The organism is Runella sp. R0.1_18 (assembly GCF_057652155.1).
The window spans coordinates 39,238-59,507 of the sequence record NZ_JBYFCK010000026.1 but is presented as its reverse complement, the minus strand read 5'-3'; the positions used below and the strand labels follow the sequence as shown (position 1 = coordinate 59,507).

Genomic DNA, 20,270 nt, shown 5'->3' with positions numbered 1-20,270 from the left:
AGCTATGCCTTTTGTTCAAACCAACGGTATTAATTTTTATTACGAAGAGCGGGGTGCTGCCGATGCCGAGCCGTTGCTCCTCATCATGGGAATCACGGCGGCAGGCGGTGTGTGGGAGCCTCACGCTTCGTACTGGGCAAACGATTTTCGGTGCATCATTGGTGACAACCGTGGCGTAGGCAAAACGGATAAACCGCAAGGCCCCTACACAACGGCCCAAATGGCTGACGATTATGCGGGTTTGTTAGAAGCATTGGGTTTAGAAAATGTCCACGTAGTGGGTTGTTCGATGGGAAGTACGATTGCCCAACAACTCGCCATCCGTCACCCAAAAAAAGTACGCTCGCTGGTACTCATGTGTCCTTGGGCGCGTTGCGACAATGCGGCCAAAGCCATTTTCACCCACATGATGCACTGCAAAGCACGCTTCCGTCCTGAGGAATTTAGCTTGTACATTCAGCAATTGATTTATTCAAAATCATCGTGGGACAACGAGCAAATCGCAGCTGAACTGGAAGCGGGGCGTACCCAAGCTGGCCTCGACCCTTTTCCACAGCCTTTACACGGATTAGAAGGACAAGCAGCAGCCTGCATTTCGCACAATGCCTTGGCCGATTTGCCCAACGTCACTCAGCCGACCCTTGTTATTGGTGGCCGCGAAGACATTTTTACGCCCGTTTGGATGGCCGAAGAAGTGACCAATGCGATTCCTAACGCCGAATTGTATTTATACGAGAAAGCGGGACACATTTTCCATTTTGAGCACTTGGACGACTTTAATCCACGCGTGAAGAATTGGTTAATTCAGCATAGTTAAGTGCTATAGCACCGTCAAAAGTTAATCGAGATTAAATAGTTATCAAATTAAACGCATTAAAAAAAGATGCCACCCCGATGGGGCTTTGGGTAAGAGCTGGGTCATTCTTTCTACTAAGATGTAGCTCCTCTGGAGCAATAATACGATTAACAGGTAACGAAATTCATTTATGAATACAAACGAAACAAACACGCAACCTTGGACCAATAAACTGTCACACGCGGCGCAGTGGGGAGGCATCGAAACCTCCGTCCTCGACAATGGTGCAGGACGTGGTACGCGCATTGCTTGGATCAATACAGGAACGGGTCTTCGCTATAAAGTGGTGCTTGACCGCGCTATGGACATTGCCGAGGCGTTCTACAATCAGCACGGCTTGGCGTGGTTGAGTCACGCAGGGGTTACGCCTCCTCAACCATTTTCGGACGGAGGCATTGATTGGCTTCGGACGTTTGGGGGTGGTTTGGTAACGACCTGCGGGTTGAGCCACGTTGGTGGCCCCGAGTCGGACGAATACGGTCAGCGTGGTTTGCACGGCGAAATCAGCAATATTCCCGCCGAAATCGAGTCGATTGTTCAACCCGACCCTGCGGCTGGAAAACTAGACATGAGTATTACGGGCATCATCAAACAAGCCCGCGTTTTTGGCCCCGTTTTGGAACTCCGTCGGACGATTTCGGGTACGCTTGGAAAACCGACCATCAAAATCCACGACGAAGTCCTCAACCGCGCCAATACCCCCGCCCCGCACATGATGCTCTACCACTGCAACTTCGGTTGGCCGCTGGTGGATGAAGGAGCCCGCTTGGTGTGGCAAGGAAAGTGGAAGTCGCGCGATGAAAATCCTCAAAATCCGATTTTTAACGCCGACAACGATTTTCGCCGTTGTCCTGCCCCACTCGAAGCCCACAATGGCTTTGGAGAGGAAGCCGCCTTTATCGACATCGATGCTGACGCCCACGGCCAAGCGACTTGTGGCGTGTACAACGAAGCGCTCGGTTTTGCGGTGGCCATTCGTTTTCCCAAAGCACAGCTACCTTGGCTCACCAACTGGCAGCACTGGGGCAAAGGCGAGTACGTAACGGGACTGGAGCCTGGCACCCACCCACCGATTGGGCAAGCCGCCGCACGGGCTCAGAACACCCTCATCGAATTGGCTCCAGGCGAAAAGCGGAGCTACACCCTTGAAATTGAAATCATTACTGACTCGGCCGCACTTCGCGATTTTGTTGGTTAACTCAAATTATACACACACAACTTTCATTCATTAACTCTTAACAAGTGCAATTGCACCCCCTGAAAAAATGGCAAATTCAAGTATAGCAGCAAAAGCGTTAGAGCAAGGGCAAGGTATTTTACGTCTAGCCCCCACGTGGGTTCCTCGCTCATTTTGCGTTCCTGGTCGTCGTATTAAACTTCACCCCGACGATTATTATGTATTAGGCGGTGTTCGTGGTGGTATCGACGAGCGTTGGCTTTCTTCTACGACTCCTGCCAAAAATGGCCCACTAACGGGCGAACATGAAGGCTTGAGCAAAGTAGTGTATGAAGACGGTGGACAAACTGAACAACTGTTATTAAAAGACGTCATCGACGAATTGAAAGGCGAAATCGTTGGAGACCGCCTTTGGGACGAATACCAAAGCTGGCCGATGTACTCCAAGTTTTTTGACAACATGGGTCCTCTTCCTCACCACATTCACCACAACGACGAAAAGGCAGCTTTGGTAGGGCAAAATGGAAAACCCGAAGCCTATTATTTCCCTCCCCAACTCAACAACCACGGTGGTGATTTCCCTTATACCTTCTTCGGAATCACTCCAGGTACGACCAAAGAACAAATTAAGCAATGCTTGATGGACTTCAATAAAGGCGACAACAAGATTACCAATTTCTCGTCAGCTTATAAGTTAGAGCCAGGCACAGGCTGGGACGTACCTCCAGGAATTTTGCACGCGCCAGGTAGCTTGTGTACCTACGAACCACAAAAAGCATCTGACATTTTCGCAATGTACCAAAGCCTTGTCAATGAGGCAATTGTACCAGAAGAATTACTTTGGAACGGCACGCCACAAGACAAGATGGGAGATTATGATGAGTTGGTTTCGGTGATTGACTGGGAAGCCAACGTTGACCCTAATTTTGCCGCCAATCACTTTATGATGCCTAGGCCCGTACATCCGTTGGAAGATATGCAAGCCCAAGGATACGTAGAAAACTGGATTTGTTATAGATCCGAAGCATACAGTGCCAAAGAACTCACCGTCTTGCCTGGCGCTACCGTAACCATCAAAGACAGCGCGGCATACGGTTTAATCATGATGCAAGGACACGGTAAAATGGGCGTTTGGAACATCGAAACGCCTGCCTTGATTCGCTACGGACAGTTGACCAACGACGAGTTTTTTGTGACTGAAAAAGCCGCAAAAGAAGGCGTAACGATTACCAACTATTCGTCAACTGACCCTATCGTGATGTTGAAGCACTTCGGGCCTAATAACCCTGATTTAGTAATAGTAAAATAATCACAAACCCCAAACCAAAACGTAAACTTTTCTAACAATGGCAGAAAACAATTTTCCAAAACTCCACAATGCCACATGGCCTGGGATTGTGGGTAAAGGCCCTGATTCAGAGCCCGCAATTGCATTTGACACCATGCTCGAAATGACTGCGGCAGCAGAAGTGGATGGCGTAAAATTTGACGGCGTGGACGTTGGTCTTTTTGACCCGCACTACGACCTTGATATATCTGACGACGGCATCAAACGCCTCGCCGACAAAGTAGCCAAGCACGGCCTCGAAGTAGGTAGCTTGGTAGCTCCTATCTGGGGTGGGCCAGCGATGGGTACCAAAGAACAACGTGCCGAATTTGTAGAAATGGTACGTAAATCATGCCACATCGGCCAAAAACTCCGCGAGTGGGGACTTCGTCCGAACGGCATTGTGCGTATCGACTCGGCAAGTAGCCCGCACGATTGGGCAAATGACCCTGCGGGAAATACCAAACTCATCGCCCAAACCTTCCGCGAAGCCTGCGACGTAGCTGCTGATTTTGGTGAAAGCCTAGCCGCCGAAGGAGAAATTTGCTGGGGCGGGATGCACTCGTGGAAATACATGCTCGACACATTGGAGGCCGTTGACCGTAAAAACATTGGTTTCCAAGCTGATATGTCGCACACAACGCTCTATTTGTTGGGTTACAATGCCCCTGAACACCGCGTGTTGCCCGAAGATTTTCAATGGGGTGACCGTGAAACGTTCCTCGAAGGTTTACGCAAATTGACGGCGGCGCTTCGTCCTTGGACGATTGACTTCCACGTGGCTCAAAACGACGGTACCGTGTTTGGTTCTGGCTCGCACGACAAAACAGGCCGCCACTGCCAAGCAACTGACCCCAACGGTAAACTCGACATCACCAACGACGCAGGGCTTTGGCTCCGTGACGAAAGCGGTGAGTTGACCAAAGCTTTCAAACACATTTGCTGGGACGGCTGTATGTTCCCGAACGCGGTCATGAACAACCAACAAACGTGGAATGACATCCTTGCGGCTATGATAAAAGTGCGCAAAGCACACGGTTGGGTAGGCTAGTCTCCCTTTTGTCATTCAGAAGATAGGATGGGGCTGCCCGTACGTGGTTTTAGATGTTTCGCTGCCGCTCAACATGACAAAGAAATAATAAAGAATTGACAAAAAACATTCATTATGTCAGCTAAAAAAGAAATCAGAATCGGATTAGTTGGGACGGGTTTGATGGGCCGTACCCACGCCAATGGATATAACCGAATTGCCAATTTCTTCCCAGAATTGGAGTACCGCCCAGTATTAAAGGCCGTTTGCTCACGTAACCCTCAAAATGTACAGGCATTTGCCGAGCAGTGGGGTTTTGAGTCGTACGAAACCGACTGGAAAGCATTGATTGCCCGCGATGACATCGACGCGGTTGATATTTGTACACCCAACGACAGCCACGCCGAAATCGCGTTGGCAGCGGCGGCAGCGGGAAAAATGATTTTGTGCGAAAAACCACTCGCGCGCACCTTGGCCGAAGGCGAAACCATGGTGGAAGCGGCCGAAAAAGCAGGCGTAAAAACCACCGTTTGGTACAACTACCGTCGGATTCCTGCGGTGACATTGGCCAAACAAATCATTGATTCGGGAAAATTGGGCAAGATTTTTCACTATCGCGCCAACTTCCTACAAGACTGGACCATCAACGCCGACCTACCGCAAGGAGGAACGGGTTTGTGGCGCATGGACGTAGCCTCGGCGGGTTCGGGCGTAACAGGTGACTTGTTGGCGCACTGTATCGACACCGCGATGTGGCTCAACGGCGCCATCACCGACGTATCGGCCATGACTGAAACCTTCGTCAAAGAGCGGATGCACCAGCTCACGGGCAAAGTAGAGCCTGTGGGCATCGACGATGCGTGTCTTTTCCACTGTCATTTTGCCAATGGTTCGTTGGGCTTGTTTGAATCAACGCGCTATGCACGCGGCCACAAAGCCCTTTATACGTTTGAAATCAACGGCGAACACGCTTCGATTCGTTGGGATTTGCACGATTTGAACCGCCTCGAATACTTCGACCACAAGGACGAATCTATCGTACGCGGATGGCGCTCTATCCACGTGACCGACGGCGACCAACCGTACATGAACCGTTGGTGGATTCCAGGTTGCGGTATTGGCTATGAGCATAGCTTTATCCACCAAGTAGCCGATTTCTTGAAAAGCCTCGAAGACGGCTCACCTTGCGGCCCAACGTTCAGAGACGCGCTCCAAACTCAAAAGGTATGCGAAGCGGTAATCGAATCTGCTAACTCTCGTAGCTGGAAAGATACGGGGGCGGAAGCGATTGGATAATAATTTTAACCTTTCCAAGGTTTTGAACCTTGGAAAGGTTACACAAAACTTTGTATTTTGTAATCATGGCTTTTTTTCATTTATCAATTCATCTAGCCATTCGTTAAACATTTTATTTAAGTTTCTATTGGTAAGAAGACTTTTTTTATTTTGCTGAATTATTCTTAATGGATAGAATTTTCCATTCAATCTCTAATATTACAAAAACTACCTTCTAGTGAACCCTGTTTCTGAGATTTTTATCTACTCTGACCAGCCAGCAACTTGCCCAAATTGTGGTTCAAGGTCAGAGATAATTTTAGAGATACCCCAAACAAAATATCAAACTCAAATCCATAAGTGTATCAATATAAAATGCAAAAAAGAGTTTGAAATGCAATATGATGAAGATTTTAATAATGGAGATTTATTATGAAACAAGGTCAAAGACTATGGACAAAAGACGAATTGATATTGGCAATTAACTTGTATTGTAAATTGCCCTTTGGCCGTTTACATCGATTAAATCCAGAAGTAATAAATCTTGCCAATCTGATAAATAGGACGCCAAGTTCAGTAGCATATAAATTAGTAAACTTTGCCAGCTTAGACCCAAGTCTAAAAGCGAGAGGCATAAATGGAGCTTCTAATGCAAGTAAAGCAGATAATGAAATTTGGAATGAATTTTTTAACAATTGGGATATACTTTCCTATGAGAGCGAAAATTTATTGGCACAATTTAAGCAAACAACTGTAGAGCAATTACACCAAATTCCCGAAGATGAACTGCTAAAAGAAGGAAAAACAAGAGAACAGATTGTAAAAGTAAGAGTTAATCAATCATTTTTTAGGAGTTCGATATTAGCTGCATACAATAATACTTGTTGTATTACTGGAATTAATAAGCCTGAATTTTTAATAGCAGGACACATTCGCCCGTGGGGGATTGATGAAAAGAATAGATTAAATCCAAGAAACGGAATAGCAATCAACTCTTTACACGACAAAGCATTTGAGACAGGATATATTACAATTACCCCTGATTATATAGTGAAAGTTTCGCCACTAATACTAAAAAACAAAAATCAACATACGCTCGATTTCTTTGGTAAGTTTGACAATCAACCAATTATTCTTCCTTCACGTTTTTTACCTGACGTCGAGTTTTTGAAATATCATAACGAAGAACGATTTAAAATATAACGAGGAGAAGGTACAAAGAAAAAATAACACTTCAGAAGTATTGCTACGGCAATCTTGTTACGCTTGGTGAAGAAGCCGACTTTCAGCTATTTTTGGCACAGATGCACTTGGGCAATATTTACTACGACCCAGGAATCAAAATGGAAAATATCTCCGTAAAACCCGTTGTGAAACGCCGTAGTCAGTTCCGTATGAGCTCACAGTTTTTGGGTTCGCTATATAAGAGGAATGAGGTTGTGGACGTGTTGAGGTATTGAGAATTGAATTCAAATTCCCACGCAGTCGTTCGCATCTTGCAAACAACAACTATCAAAAGGCTTCAATCTTTTGTCTTCCGCTTGAAAAACCCAACGATTTTAGATGCCTACGGCATGACAAAAAAGATTCGACCTTTCCAGAAAGAACGTCTTTATAAAGCGATGAGTGTTGGAAAGGCTATTTGATTTCAGGAGGATTTCTGTGAAGCATGGCGTTTTATTTTGTTATTCTCCAAATTAACGCTAATTTAGCTAATAAACTAGCCTAATTAACGCTAATTTAGAGAATATGATACAACGATTCTTACTGACTGAGCTACTAGAGAAGCTTAATCATTCCTCGAAAATCATCCTTATTTACGGAGCAAGACAGGTAGGAAAAACAACCTTAGTAAAGCAGCTCCTTTCACAGTTACCTTATAAAAGCCTGTCTATCAATGCCGATGAAGAAAAATACAACGACGTTTTTTCGAGCCGTGACCTGACGAAAATGCGTATGCTTACCGATGGTTATGAATTGCTTTTTATTGATGAAGCCCAACGAATCCCAGACATAGGTATCAACCTCAAAATCTTACACGATGCCCTGCCCGAATTGAAAATTATTGCCACGGGATCTTCGTCTTTTGAATTAGCCAACCGCACCCAAGAACCGCTAACGGGCCGTACTTGGACTTTTTCGCTTTTTCCTATCTCTTTTTCTGAGCTTAGGCAACAACAAAATCTTTTTGAATTGAATCACGGGTTAGAGACTTTTCTGCGCTTTGGCGCTTATCCAGACGTATTTTCGTTGCCTAATCAAGCCGATAAAGTGCAATTTCTTACCCAACTGACTCGCTCGTACTTATACAAAGACATTCTGGAACTAAGCACGATTAAGCACCCCGATAAAATCAAAAAACTGCTAAAATTGTTGGCCTTCCAAGCGGGTTCGGAGGTGTCGCTCAATGAATTGGGAAATACGCTGCAAATGAGCAAAGAAACGGTAGCGTCTTACATAGATTTACTCGAAAAGGCATTTGTAGTGTTTCGTTTGTCAGGTTTTAGCCGAAATCTCAGAAAAGAAGTGGTCAAAATGGACAAAATTTATTTCTATGATTTAGGCGTACGCAATGCCCTTATCAACAATTTCAATACACTTGATTTTCGTACCGATGCTGGGCAACTTTGGGAGAACTTTCTCGTTGTTGAACGCCTTAAAAACAATGCGTACCAAAGACGTTTTGTCAACTCCTACTTTTGGAGAACTTACACAGGTGCCGAACTGGATTATATCGAAGAAGCCGATGGCCAATTGGCAGGTTTTGAATTTAAATTTTCCGAAAAAATAGCCAAACCGCCACAATCGTGGCTGGAAGCCTATCCTGCTTCTAGCTTTACGTGTATCAACCGCGCCAACTATTGGGAGTTTATCTGAAATTTTTCCAATCCCCCGCAGAAAATTGGCCTACTCAACAATTCTTAGGAGAAAAAATAATGGTATCTTGACGACGAAACGATTAAAATGACCGTCGTTACACTTAATCAACTATGACACACCCCCAAAATGCCTCTGACAAATTGTTTCTTAAAGCAGGTGAAGGTAGAGTTTACAAATGCGGAACAATGACTGCGGTCTTCAAGGCCGACGAAAACGAAACTTCTGACAAGTACAGTATATCTGAGTGGTGGCTTGAGCCAAACTCCGTAGGGCCAGGGGTACATCAGCACGAGGACAATGATGAGGTATTTTATGGCATTGAGGGTACTACTTCTATTCTAGTGGGTGACGAATGGATAGATGTCGGCAAAGGAATGTTTTTAAGAATACCAGCAAAGACTTTTCACGACTTTGCGAACAATACAAATGAAAAATCAGGTGTACTTAATTTTTTTATACCAGGTGGTTTTGAACGAAATATGCCTTCCATTGTCAAGTGGTTTGAAAATAATCAGGAGTAGTCAAAAATGAAGCAACCCGTTTCTTTGAGAGTTTTACATCTTTCAATTGATTACAAAAAAGCACTAAAAATTCGACGATAAATAAATGGCCAAGACAACTTTTTGTGACACTTGGCGATTTTTCCACCACTGGCAAAACCCCCTGGGCAACCATCGCTGCTTACTGTTACACCGACATCAACAACAACGCCGAAAACTCAATGGTTATTCAAACCAGTGAAAACGCAGATTTTAACGATTTTTTTAAAATTAATTACGGAAGATTGCAAACTCGGAAAAGTAAAAAGTCAAAAGGCCAAAAACAGCGTTTTTTGTTCTAGCACTTAAAACAATCTGAAAAGTTGAATTGTTTTATACCCAAAGGAAAACCGCCTCCCCTATTATTCACCCATCAACCAACATAGCCCATGAAAAAAAAGAATTTAATCATACCACTCTTTGCCGTTCTATTTTTAACCAATTCTTACGCACAGATTTTATCTTCAAACGGCAAAACTGTTAAGGTCGAAGAGCTTCCAGAATATATTATCGTCAATTGCGACAATGTAACTTCTATTTTAAGTAGCAGCATTCGAATCGCTATTCAGGCCAAAAACTCAAAGTTTGGGGTACCTCTACAAAAGTTAGAAGACCTGTTAGAGAACAAAAGTTACTTAAAAATTAGCAACCAAACCGATTTGTTGAATACAATGTCAAGTCTTGGCTTTGAGTACGTCAATGCGTTCCCACAAAATACCGTCCCAGAAAGTAGTTTTAGCCGATCTGGATTTGTGTTTCGCAAAAAAGAGAAATACAGGAATTGACTTTTTCCCCAAGGACAAAGTTTTAGATGCCTACCGTACCATCAAACAGGTGAGCCTAACAAAGTGGGGCAAAAGCGGTCGTCTGTCGAAGAAAAGCGTTGCTCGTCTATTTTCACTTGAGGGAGACAGAAGCGTGTCGTTGTTTTGAACAAAAAACAACACAAATCCCATGAACACGCTTTTCAAATCCCTCATTTTTGGTCTTCTTTTCGTTGCTTCCTTGGTTTCTTGCACCAAAGAACCCAGCTTACCACCCAAAGAACGTTTTTTGAGCGACAAACCGTGGTACGTCACGGCTTATACCGTCCAACTGGGCAGTCGCTACGAAGATAGGCTTTCGGCCACACCCAATTGCTTCAGAGACGACATTTACGTTTTTACTGCTAAAAAACAATACGAATACAACGCTGGCGCAACCAAATGCGCCCCCAACGACCCGCAAATTATTCATACGGGAATTTGGTCGTTGAGCGAAGATGGAAATACCCTCAAAATCAACATCAAAACGGGGGATTCTGGCTTGGGTTTGTACGAATACAAAGTCACTGAGCTGTCCGAATCTATGCTACAGCTCCAATACAACGACGGAGGCTTTGTGTATCGGCTGTTGTTTGAGCATCCGTAAAATTTTCCCTTTTTTTGTGTAACATTTTCATCTTCAACGGCTCTCATTGCCTATTAAATAGAATACAAAATTTACCATGGATACGCAAACGTGATTTGGATGGTTAGTCAAAGAATCGACAAAGAGATATTGCAGGTTCATTTGTATTTTATTTGATAAGTGCCTATTTTTCAGCCAAACACTGCTAATAATATGTCACTCAAAGAACGATATATCAATCCGTTTACCGATTTTGGCTTCAAAAAATTATTCGGCTCCGAGCTTAATAAAGACTTATTAATTGACTTTTTGAATGAAGTTGTTCTTCCCAATAATAAAAAGATTGCAGAGCTAAAATACAGTAGAAATGAGCATATTGGACAGACCGAATTAGACAGAAAGGCCATTTTTGACTTGTATTGTATCAGTTCTACTGGAGAGCGTTTTATCGTTGAAATGCAAAAAGCCAAACAAAATTACTTCAAAGATAGAAGTGTATTTTATTCAACATTTCCAGTACAAGAACAAGCAGAAACAGGAGATTGGAATTACCAACTAACTGCGATTTATACCGTAGGAATTCTTGATTTTACATTTAGTGATGAAGAATCTAGAAATAGCGTATCTTCCAAAGAAGTAAGGCATGAAGTAAAATTAAAAAACCAACATTGTGAAGTTTTTTACGATAAGTTGACATTTATTTACCTAGAAATGCCCCATTTTAATAAAAAAGAAGAAGAATTATCAACCACATATGACAAGTGGTTGTATGTATTAAAGTATCTTCCGCATTTTACTGATAGACCCAAAAGTTTGCAAGAACGAATCTTTCAACGACTTTTTGAAGCTGCTGAAATCGCCAAATTTACTTCCGAGGAGAAAGAATTATACGAAGAAAGCCTAAAATCATATCGTGACTTAAAAAATGTCATAGATTCTGCATTTGATGACGGCGTAATGAAGGAAAAAACAACCAATATTATCAAAGCCCTTAAACGGGGTAAATTAAGCGTTGCAGAAATTGCAGAAGATTTTAATACCACATCTGACTTTGTTCTAAGGATCAAAAAAGACAGTAATCTCTAAGCCCCTTTGTCAAGGAACTGCCAACTCCTCCCCACTTTTCACCTCAAAAACGAGTAAGGAAAGCCCTTTTTTGCCTTAGTACACTGTTTTTCCACCAAAGGGCTTTCCTCCTAATGACCCACCAACCTGACCATTTACTCCAAGTACGCAACCTTTCTAAGTCGTTTGTGGGCGTAAAGGCCCTCGACCAAGTCCAGCTCGACCTTAAAAAAGGCGAAGTGCACGCCGTAATGGGCGAAAACGGGGCGGGTAAGTCCACCTTCATGAAACTATTGATGGGATTGCTTTCTCCCGATTCGGGTGAAATTTGGTTGGAAGGAGAGAGACTCAAAAACGCCGACGTCAACGAAACCCTCAAACGCGGCATTTCAATGATTCACCAAGAAATGCTCATCGTGCCTGAATTGACCGTTGCCCAAAACATTTTTTTAGGGCGAGAAAAAACCAATTGGCTATCCTTTTGGCTCGACGATGCGCATACCAACACCCAAGCCGAAGCCATTTTGCAGCAGATGGGCGTGGAAATCGCCCCCACTACCCTGCTCAAACACCTGAGCGTGGCCGAAATGCAAATGGTCGAAATCGCTAAGGCCATTTCCAACAACGCCAAGGTCATCATCATGGACGAGCCTACCTCGGCTATTTCGGACAAGGAAGTGGCAACCTTGTTTAAAATCATCAAAGACTTAAAACAGCAAGGCGTCGGAATCCTGTACATTTCGCACAAAATGGACGAGATTTTCCAGATTTCGGATACCATTACCGTCTTGCGCGATGGGCAATACATCGGAACAAAACCTGCCTCCGAGCTCGACCAACCAACGTTGATTTCCATGATGGTTGGGCGCGAAATCACCCACCTTTTTCCCGAAATTGTTCCCACCAAAGGCGAAGTAATTCTTTCTGTAAATCAACTCACCCGCAAAGGCGTTTTTTCGGACATCACTTTTGACGTCCGTAAAGGTGAAGTCTTGGGTTTGGCAGGCTTGATGGGCGCGGGGCGGACGGAAGTGGCGCGGGCCATTTTTGGACTAGACCGTTATGATAGTGGTGAAATTCAGCTCAAAGGGCAACTGACTCAAATAAGCTCTCCCGCCGAAGCCATCGCTCTGGGCATTGGTTATGTCAGCGAAGACCGCAAAGGTTTAGGTTTTATTCCCGCCATGACCATTCAAGATAATATTACGCTTTCGAGCCTCCCGCAACACGCCAAAGCAGGCTGGGTAATGACCAACAGCGAAGAAACCGTTGCCACGCGCATGATGCAAAACCTGCGCATCAAAGCCACGGGCGCGACCCAAAAAGTAAGCCACCTCAGCGGTGGGAACCAACAAAAAGTGGTTATCGCCAAGGTACTTCAGGCGTCTCCTGACGTAGTCATTCTGGACGAACCTACGCGGGGTATCGACATTGGGGCTAAGTTTGAAATTTATAAACTCATCAACGACCTCACCGCGCAAGGTATCGCCGTAGTGATGATTTCGTCGGAATTGCCCGAGATTTTAGGACTTAGCCACCGAATACTGGTGCTGTCGAAAGGTAAACAAACAGCATTGCTTGCCAGAGAGGAAGCTACGCAAGATGTGATTATGAAATATGCGATGCAGTAGGGCGAGGGATGTAGATACCTCCTTCGTCGGTATGACAAACGTCGGTATGACAAACGTCGGTATGACAAACGTCGGTATCACAAAACCCCAAAACAGGAAACCCAAAACAGGAAACAGGAAACCAACAAACATGAATACACTTTTAACTCGTTCAAAAAACCTAGGCCAATACGGCATATTTGGGGCTTTTGTGGTGATTTGCTTGGGATTAGCAATCATCAATCCCCAGTTTATGACCGTTTCCAACTGGACCATCATCATCACTCAAGTCTCCATCAATGCCCTGTTAGCCTTTGGGGTTACGTTTGTCATTATTACGGGCGGCATCGATTTATCGTTGGGCTCGATGGTCGCCGTGGCGGGTGTCGTAGCAGCATCATTAGCGCATCCTGATACTTATCCAGTGATTGTTCCCATTGGAATCGGTTTACTTTCGGGCGTCGCCATGGGTGCTCTCAATGGGTTGGTCATTACCAAAAGCAAAGTTCCGCCGTTTATTGTGACGCTGGGAATGATGACCATCGGGCGCGGTTTGGCCTTGATTTTGAGCAAAGGCCGCCCTATTTCTAACCTTTCCGATTCGTTCAATTTCATTGGCGGAGGAAGTGTTTTGGGGATTCCCTTTCCCATTCTCATTTTGGTCGTCTTTTTTATTCTTTGTACCCTTCTTCTCAAAAAAACGGTGTTGGGACGGTATATTTACGCCGTTGGGGGCAACGAACATGCGGCAACTGCATCAGGGATTCGGGTCAACAAAGTCAAAATGGCGGTTTACACCTTGTGTGGCGGCTTGGCGGGTTTGGCGGGAATTCTTCTTACGGCACGTATCACCACGGGACAGCCCAACGCAGGTGCGGGCTTTGAGCTTGACGCCATCGCAGCAGCCATAATTGGCGGTACCAGTACCTCTGGTGGAACAGGAACGATGACAGGAACGCTCATTGGCGCACTCTTGATTGGCGTCATCAGCAATGGCCTCGACCTCCTCAACGTCACCTCATACTACCAACAAGTGGTCATGGGGGCGATCATCATCGGCGCCGTAGTACTTGATAGCTGGAATCAGAAGAAGTAGTTTGGGGTTTACGGTTTGGAGTTATGGGGTTTTATCATCCATGTGCTCAAATCGTCGATAGTAGCACACGGATGAGACGGATTAAAAACGGTTTTTATGGATTTAAAAATGTTCGGGCATAGTAACTACATAAATTGACATAAAAAGACAATGAAACGTACATTAATTGGTTCGGCGCTTTGCGCATTATTATTGGTAGGTTGCGGCCAAGGAAGCAGCGATAACAAAGAAGCCAATGGAGACAAAAAAATTAAGATTGGGGTGACGATGCTCAGTATGCAAAATGAGTTTATCGTGAAAGTAAGCGATGAAATCGAGAAAAAAGCCCAGGAAATGGGCGTAGAGCTTATTGTTGTCGATGCTGAGCGCTCTGCCCTCAAGCAAGTAGAGCAAGTCGAAAGCTTCATTGCCCAAAAAGTCGATGCCATCATTATGAACCCCTGCGAAGTAGAAGCCAGTTCGCCAGCCGTGACTAAGGCATTGGCAGCTAAAATACCCATTGTCAATGTTAATTCAGAAACCAGTGCCGCACCTACTACCTTTGTGGGCTCAGACGACGTAGAATCGGCGCGAATTGCGATGAATTTTATTGCGGAGAAACTCGGCGGAAAAGGGAATGTCCTGATGATGCACGGCTACATGGGACAAGCCGCCCAAATCAAACGCGAACAAGGCGCCCGTGAAATCCTACAAAAGAACCCTAATTTAAAATTACTCGCTCACCAAACAGCCGAATGGGACCGCGCCAAGGCCATGTCGCTCATGGAAAACTGGATTCAATCCTACGGGGCAAATGTCAATGCGGTTTTTGCCCAAAACGACGAAATGGGCATGGGCGCCGTGAATGCCCTGACGGCTGCTGGCATGAAAGACAAAGTAATTGTAGTCAGTATTGACGCCATTCCAGACGCGCTACAAGCTGTCAAAAAAGGAACGCTCAACGCAACTGTATTCCAAAACGCCGAACAGCAAGGTGCAAACGCCCTCGAAACGGCCGTTAAAATTGTAAAAGGGGAAAAATTTGAAAAACAAACCTTGATTCCCTTTCAGCTCGTGACCAAGGAAAACGTAGAAACGTTCCTGAAATAGTGTTGTAAAAGAAATATTTTTTAAAAACAAAATTACATTTTTTCAATCAACACCAATGGCTAAAAATCAGTAACTATCTGAAAAATATAGATTTAACAAAAACCAAAAAGGGGAAAACCATGCAAAATCGGTTTATCCCCTTTTTTTATACCAATGATACAGGATTGCATAGGATAGTTCTCTCAGCCTTTCAAAGCATATTTGTATAATGTCAGGGATTTATAGAATTATTTAAAGCCTTGGTACCATTCTATTTATTTATAAACACTTAATTTTTTACACCATGCAAAAAAAGTTTATCCTACTTCAGGGTAGAGGCAACTTGTGTGTAGGCATCATTGCCTTACTATTACTTGTAGCTACCAGCTCATTTGCCCAAAACGCCATCAAGGGAAAAGTCTCTGCCAAAGACGGAGAAAGTCTCGTTGGGGTAAACGTCGCCATCAAGGGTACTACCCGTGGTACCAACACCGATGCCGAGGGAAACTATAAACTTGACGTGCCCAACGGCTCAACCCTTGTATTTAGTTACATTGGGTACCTTACCAAAGAAGTTTCAGTAGGTTCTCAAGCAACCATTAATGTGACGCTCGAAACGAATGACAAAATTTTGAGTGAAGTTGTCGTAGTCGGATACGGTAGCCAAACCAAAAAAGAAGTAACAGGAGCTGTTCAAACCATTTCTTCAAAAGAAATCAAAGACTTACCTGTATCGCAGATTGGCCAAAAACTTCAAGGACAAGTAGCGGGGGTTCAAATCAACCAAACAACAGGTCGCCCAGGCCAAGGGATGAACATCCGTATCAGAGGGCAACTTTCAGTATCGGGTGGTAGCGAGCCCCTTTATGTGGTCGATGGTTTCCCAATTACGGGTAACATCGGTGCGTTAAACCCCGATGAAATTGAAGACATTTCGATTTTGAAAGATGCTGCCTCAACTTCATTGTACGGTTCTCGGGCTGCCAACGGGGTAGTTCTTATCACGACAAAAAGAGGTAAAAGCGGACAAACGAACGTGAGTTTCAACGTATTTACAGGGACTCAAGTTGTACCTAAGAAAGGTCGCTTTGAAATGATGGATGCCGTTGAGTTTGCGCAGTTCAAAAAAGAATACTACGAAGATGCCAACCAACCTGTTCCAGCAGAGTTCCAAAACCCTTCAATCTATGAAGGTAAAAACAACGACTGGTACGATGCAGTACTTCGTCGTGCTCCCCTTCAGAGTTACAACTTAACTTTGACTTCTAATAAAGACAAAGTAAACACTTCGTTGGTAGCGGGGGTCTTCAACCAAGAAGGGGTGGTTATCAACACCAAATATCAGCGTTATTCACTCCGTTTGAACAGCGAGTACAAAGTGTCCGATAAAGTAACGATTGGGATGAACATTGCGCCTCAGTACGTTTTTGATAACACTCCTCGTACCGATGGTGACCGTGGTACTGGTATCTTGTTTAACGCCATCCACACTTGGCCAGTGATGCCTATTTACGACGAAAAAGGTGACCTTACTTTATTCAATCGTTTCCCCTCAAGCACAGGTAATATCTTTGCTTATCCGAACTGGGTACGTGCGGCAAATGAGTTGAAGAATGAAACAAAACAAACCAACATTCTTTCAAACGCGTACATTGCCTATAGCCCTATTAAAGGTTTAACGCTAAAATCAACGTTCAACGTTGAATTGCTAAATCAGAAGTTCTTCTTCTTTAACCCTTCTACGGCGACGAGTGCCATCAACACGGCAGTTCCTGTTACGGCAGTTTCGATTCGTCAATCCACAGATAACTTTGGATGGTTGAACGAAAACTTGGCTACTTATTCTAAGTCGTTCAATGAGCACAACTTTGAACTTTTGGCGGGTTATACCAACCAGAGCTTCCGCAGTGAGTCAAGCCGTATTCAAGCCGATACGTACGCTGATGACCGCCTTCCAACAATCCAAGGAGCTATCAACGTCGCTCGTGGTGGTACCAACAGCAACGTACAGGAATGGAGACTTACTTCATTGCTTTCACGTTTATCGTACAACTACAAAGGCAAGTACCTTCTCACAGCATCTATTCGTCGCGACGGTTCTTCTCGCTTTGGTTCAAACAACCGTTGGGGTACTTTCCCATCAATATCAGCAGGATGGGTTGTGTCGGATGAAGATTTCATGAAAACATTTGACAAGATCTCTTTTGCTAAAGTTAGAGCTAGTTTAGGGGTAACTGGTAACAATAACATCGGTAACTATACGCAGTATGCACTTATCAACAACACGGTAAATGCTGTGTTTGGGAATAACGTAGCAGCAGGGGCAGCATTGACTTCGTTGGCCAACCCGAACCTCGGTTGGGAAACTACACGTCAATTAGACTTAGGTTTTGACATTGGTTTCCTCAATGACCGTTTCCAATTGACGTACGACTACTATACCAAAAATACCACCAACTTGTTGTATGCCGTTCAGATTCCACAAGAGTCAGGTTTTACCAACTTCAATGACAACATTGGTGAAATTAAATTCTGGGGACACGAAATCGCGCTTAACACCCGTATTCTTAGCACAAGCAAGCTCAAGTGGACTGTCAATGGAAACATTTCGTTCAACCGTAATAAAGTACTTGCATTGGCTGATGGTATTGACCGCGTGTATGGCTTGCACCACATTACCCAAGTAGGTAAGCCGTTTGGCCAATTCTATGGTCACTTGGCCAACGGAGTATATATGAATGCAGAAGACCTTAAAAACTCTCCTGTTGTTCCAGGACGTTCGTTTGTTGGAACCATTAAGTTGGTGGATATAAACGGTGACGGGGTAATTACCAACGGTGGTGACAAAGACGACCGTACCATTTTGGGTAATCCATTCCCTGATTTTACGTATGGAATCACCACCAACCTAAACTATGGCAACTTTGACTTCAGCATTATTGGTTCGGGTTCGCAGGGCAATCAACTTTGGGTTCGCCACTTGTACAGTACGGCTAACTTAGATGGGGTGTTTAACCTTCACAGAGAAGTAAAATACCGTTTCCGTTCGGAGGCTAATCCAGGAAAAGGCTTCTATGGCACGACCGTAGGTGGAGGTACTGCTACAGGTATCGAGCGTGACTGGCAGAATAGCCGCTTTGTAGCTGATGCGTCTTTCTTTACCATCAAAAACATCACGGTAGGTTATACCATCAACAAGCCAAACAAACTCTTCCGTTCGGCACGTATCTATGCTTCTATCCAACAAGCAGTAGTGTTTACGAAGTACTGGGGTGGATCTAACCCTGAAACCAGTGCGCAACAAGATGGTGGCGGCGATGGTGGTAACCTCAGCCCAGGCGTTGACTTGTTCAACTACCCTGTACCACGTACATCAACCATTGGTGTAAACTTTAATTTCTAAACCAAGGGTTTAACCAAAATCATTGAAGAACATGAAAAAATCACTCATATTTTCTATTGCTTTAAGTTTAGGTGCTTTTAGTTGCAACACCGACGAGTTTCTTACCGTAACGCCCGAAACCGCTCTTAGTTCGGCCACATTTTTCAAGACCGAATCTGATTTTATTCAGGCTGTGAATGCAGCATACGTGCCTTTACGTGGATTACACAACGGCAACTCTCACTTGCTTGCTGAACAACATTCGGACAATGCTCGCTACGTACGTAACGTTTTGTTTGGTGCTACCGAAAACCAATCAAACTTGGCAGATTTCAACGTACCCACTGCCAATGGTATCACCACCAATGGTAACGTGTTGACGGCCTATCGCCAAAACTACTTGATCATCGCTCGGACGAATCAGATATTGGCGTTAATTGATGCAGCTACAATTCCCGATGCTACGAAAAAGAACGTAAAGGGACAAGCATTGTTTCTGAGAGCATTGGCTTATTTGGAAATAGCCCGTTACTTTAATCGTGGACCGCTCCAATTGACCCCAGTAAGTGCCCGCTCAGAAGCAGCAGCAGCCCTCGCTACTGGTGATCAATTGTACGCTCAAATCATCAAAGATGCCACAGAAGCCATCAGCCTTCTTCCAGCCAAATCGGCACAAGAAGCTGGTCGTGCTACTTCTGGATCGGCGCGTGCGTTGTTGGCCAATGTTTACATGATTCAGAAAAAGTGGGCAGATGCCGAAACGCAACTTCGTGCCATTGTATCAAGCGGCGAATACAGCTTGATGCCTAATTATGCTGATGCTTTCTCAACAAGTACTGGAAACAAAAACACCAAAGAATCAGTTTTTGAGGTACAATACTTAGAAGGTTCACAAGGGCTAAATGGTACTTTTTTGTACGGTATGCTTCCTTACCCAATGTCGGCCAGTGAATTGGTAACCATTACGGGTACTTCCAATCCTCAACCTTTATCAGGAGAAGGTAATAACATTCCAACGCCTGATTTGATTGAAGCCTACGAAACGGGTGACAAGCGTAAGGATGCGACTATTGGCATGATCACATTGAGTGGTGCTTTACATGCCAATAAAACTTTCCCTTATGCCAAAAAGTACGCTAAACCTCACGCTTTGCACAACAACCACGGCATGAACTGGCCTATTTATCGCTATTCAGAAGTATTGTTGTTCTTGGCTGAAGCATTGATTGAGCAAAACAAGTTAGCAGATGCGACTCCGTTCCTTAACCAAGTTCGTACACGTGCAGGATTGGCAAATACAACTGCTGCTACTCAATCGGCTCTCCGCGATGCCGTTTATCAAGAGCGTCGGGTTGAGTTAGCATTTGAATCAAAGCGCCTGCATGACTTAGTGCGTACGGGCCGCCTTGAAACGGTAATCAAAGCCTATGGTGACCGTGTGAAAGCCGATAAGTTCCGGTACTATTTCCCTGAATCAGGTTTTGTACCAAGTGATGCTTTTACCATCATCACCCCTTACTACGGACTACCTGCTGCTGAGGCAGATTTGAGTCCTAATTTCTAACCAATTTCTTCG

The 20,270-nt window shown here is 44.5% G+C and carries 17 protein-coding genes; all 17 read left to right on the top strand.

The window, feature by feature from the left end; all coding sequences use genetic code 11:
- Positions 1-4 precede the first annotated feature (4 nt).
- The 17 genes from AC23P2_RS27710 (at position 5) to AC23P2_RS27630 (ending at position 20,258) form a co-directional block, all read left to right on the top strand.
- Positions 5-817: an alpha/beta fold hydrolase gene (locus AC23P2_RS27710; RefSeq protein ID WP_487776200.1), complete on the top strand. Its 813-nt coding sequence runs from the start codon at positions 5-7 to the stop codon at positions 815-817.
- A gap of 169 nt (positions 818-986) precedes the next feature.
- Positions 987-2,054, top strand: a complete 1,068-nt coding sequence (locus tag AC23P2_RS27705) for an aldose 1-epimerase family protein (protein ID WP_487776199.1) — start codon at positions 987-989, stop codon at positions 2,052-2,054.
- Positions 2,055-2,121: 67 nt separating this feature from the next.
- Positions 2,122-3,342 carry a hypothetical protein gene (locus AC23P2_RS27700; RefSeq protein WP_487776198.1) on the top strand — a complete coding sequence of 407 codons (1,221 nt, stop codon included), beginning with the start codon at positions 2,122-2,124 and terminating at the stop codon, positions 3,340-3,342.
- A 37-nt stretch (positions 3,343-3,379) separates the two neighbouring features.
- On the top strand, positions 3,380-4,411 hold the full coding sequence (locus AC23P2_RS27695; protein ID WP_472491961.1) for a sugar phosphate isomerase/epimerase family protein: 1,032 nt from the start codon (positions 3,380-3,382) through the stop codon (positions 4,409-4,411).
- A gap of 114 nt (positions 4,412-4,525) precedes the next feature.
- Positions 4,526-5,686, top strand: coding sequence for a Gfo/Idh/MocA family protein (locus tag AC23P2_RS27690; protein ID WP_472491959.1), 1,161 nt, complete (start codon positions 4,526-4,528; stop codon positions 5,684-5,686).
- Positions 5,687-6,097: 411 nt separating this feature from the next.
- Positions 6,098-6,868, top strand: a complete 771-nt coding sequence (locus AC23P2_RS27685; protein WP_487776197.1) for an HNH endonuclease — start codon at positions 6,098-6,100, stop codon at positions 6,866-6,868.
- Positions 6,865-7,125, top strand: coding sequence for an MvaI/BcnI family restriction endonuclease (locus tag AC23P2_RS27680; protein WP_487776209.1), 261 nt, complete (start codon positions 6,865-6,867; stop codon positions 7,123-7,125). The genes AC23P2_RS27685 and AC23P2_RS27680 overlap by 4 nt, the downstream gene beginning before the upstream one ends.
- 289 nt (positions 7,126-7,414) lie before the next feature.
- On the top strand, positions 7,415-8,542 hold the full coding sequence (locus AC23P2_RS27675) for an ATP-binding protein (RefSeq protein WP_487776196.1): 1,128 nt from the start codon (positions 7,415-7,417) through the stop codon (positions 8,540-8,542).
- Positions 8,543-8,655: 113 nt separating this feature from the next.
- Positions 8,656-9,066, top strand: coding sequence for a cupin domain-containing protein (locus AC23P2_RS27670; RefSeq protein WP_487776195.1), 411 nt, complete (start codon positions 8,656-8,658; stop codon positions 9,064-9,066).
- 407 nt (positions 9,067-9,473) lie between these two features.
- The gene (locus AC23P2_RS27665; RefSeq protein WP_487776194.1) at positions 9,474-9,869 is read left to right on the top strand and encodes a hypothetical protein; all 396 of its coding nucleotides are present in this window, start codon (positions 9,474-9,476) and stop codon (positions 9,867-9,869) included.
- 169 nt (positions 9,870-10,038) lie between these two features.
- Complete coding sequence (locus tag AC23P2_RS27660) at positions 10,039-10,494, top strand: lipocalin family protein (protein WP_487776193.1); 456 nt, start codon at positions 10,039-10,041, stop codon at positions 10,492-10,494.
- Positions 10,495-10,686: 192 nt separating this feature from the next.
- The gene (locus AC23P2_RS27655; protein WP_487776192.1) at positions 10,687-11,559 is read left to right on the top strand and encodes an Rpn family recombination-promoting nuclease/putative transposase; all 873 of its coding nucleotides are present in this window, start codon (positions 10,687-10,689) and stop codon (positions 11,557-11,559) included.
- Between the two features lie 113 nt (positions 11,560-11,672).
- Positions 11,673-13,169: a sugar ABC transporter ATP-binding protein gene (locus AC23P2_RS27650; protein WP_487776191.1), complete on the top strand. Its 1,497-nt coding sequence runs from the start codon at positions 11,673-11,675 to the stop codon at positions 13,167-13,169.
- Positions 13,170-13,299: 130 nt separating this feature from the next.
- Positions 13,300-14,244 (top strand): ABC transporter permease, encoded by a 945-nt coding sequence (locus AC23P2_RS27645; protein ID WP_487776190.1) that lies wholly within the window; start codon positions 13,300-13,302, stop codon positions 14,242-14,244.
- 150 nt (positions 14,245-14,394) lie between these two features.
- On the top strand, positions 14,395-15,333 hold the full coding sequence (locus AC23P2_RS27640) for a sugar ABC transporter substrate-binding protein (protein WP_487776189.1): 939 nt from the start codon (positions 14,395-14,397) through the stop codon (positions 15,331-15,333).
- A 283-nt stretch (positions 15,334-15,616) separates the two neighbouring features.
- Positions 15,617-18,715, top strand: coding sequence for a SusC/RagA family TonB-linked outer membrane protein (locus AC23P2_RS27635; RefSeq protein ID WP_487776188.1), 3,099 nt, complete (start codon positions 15,617-15,619; stop codon positions 18,713-18,715).
- A gap of 31 nt (positions 18,716-18,746) precedes the next feature.
- The gene (locus tag AC23P2_RS27630) at positions 18,747-20,258 is read left to right on the top strand and encodes a RagB/SusD family nutrient uptake outer membrane protein (RefSeq protein WP_487776187.1); all 1,512 of its coding nucleotides are present in this window, start codon (positions 18,747-18,749) and stop codon (positions 20,256-20,258) included.
- Positions 20,259-20,270: the final 12 nt, after the last annotated feature.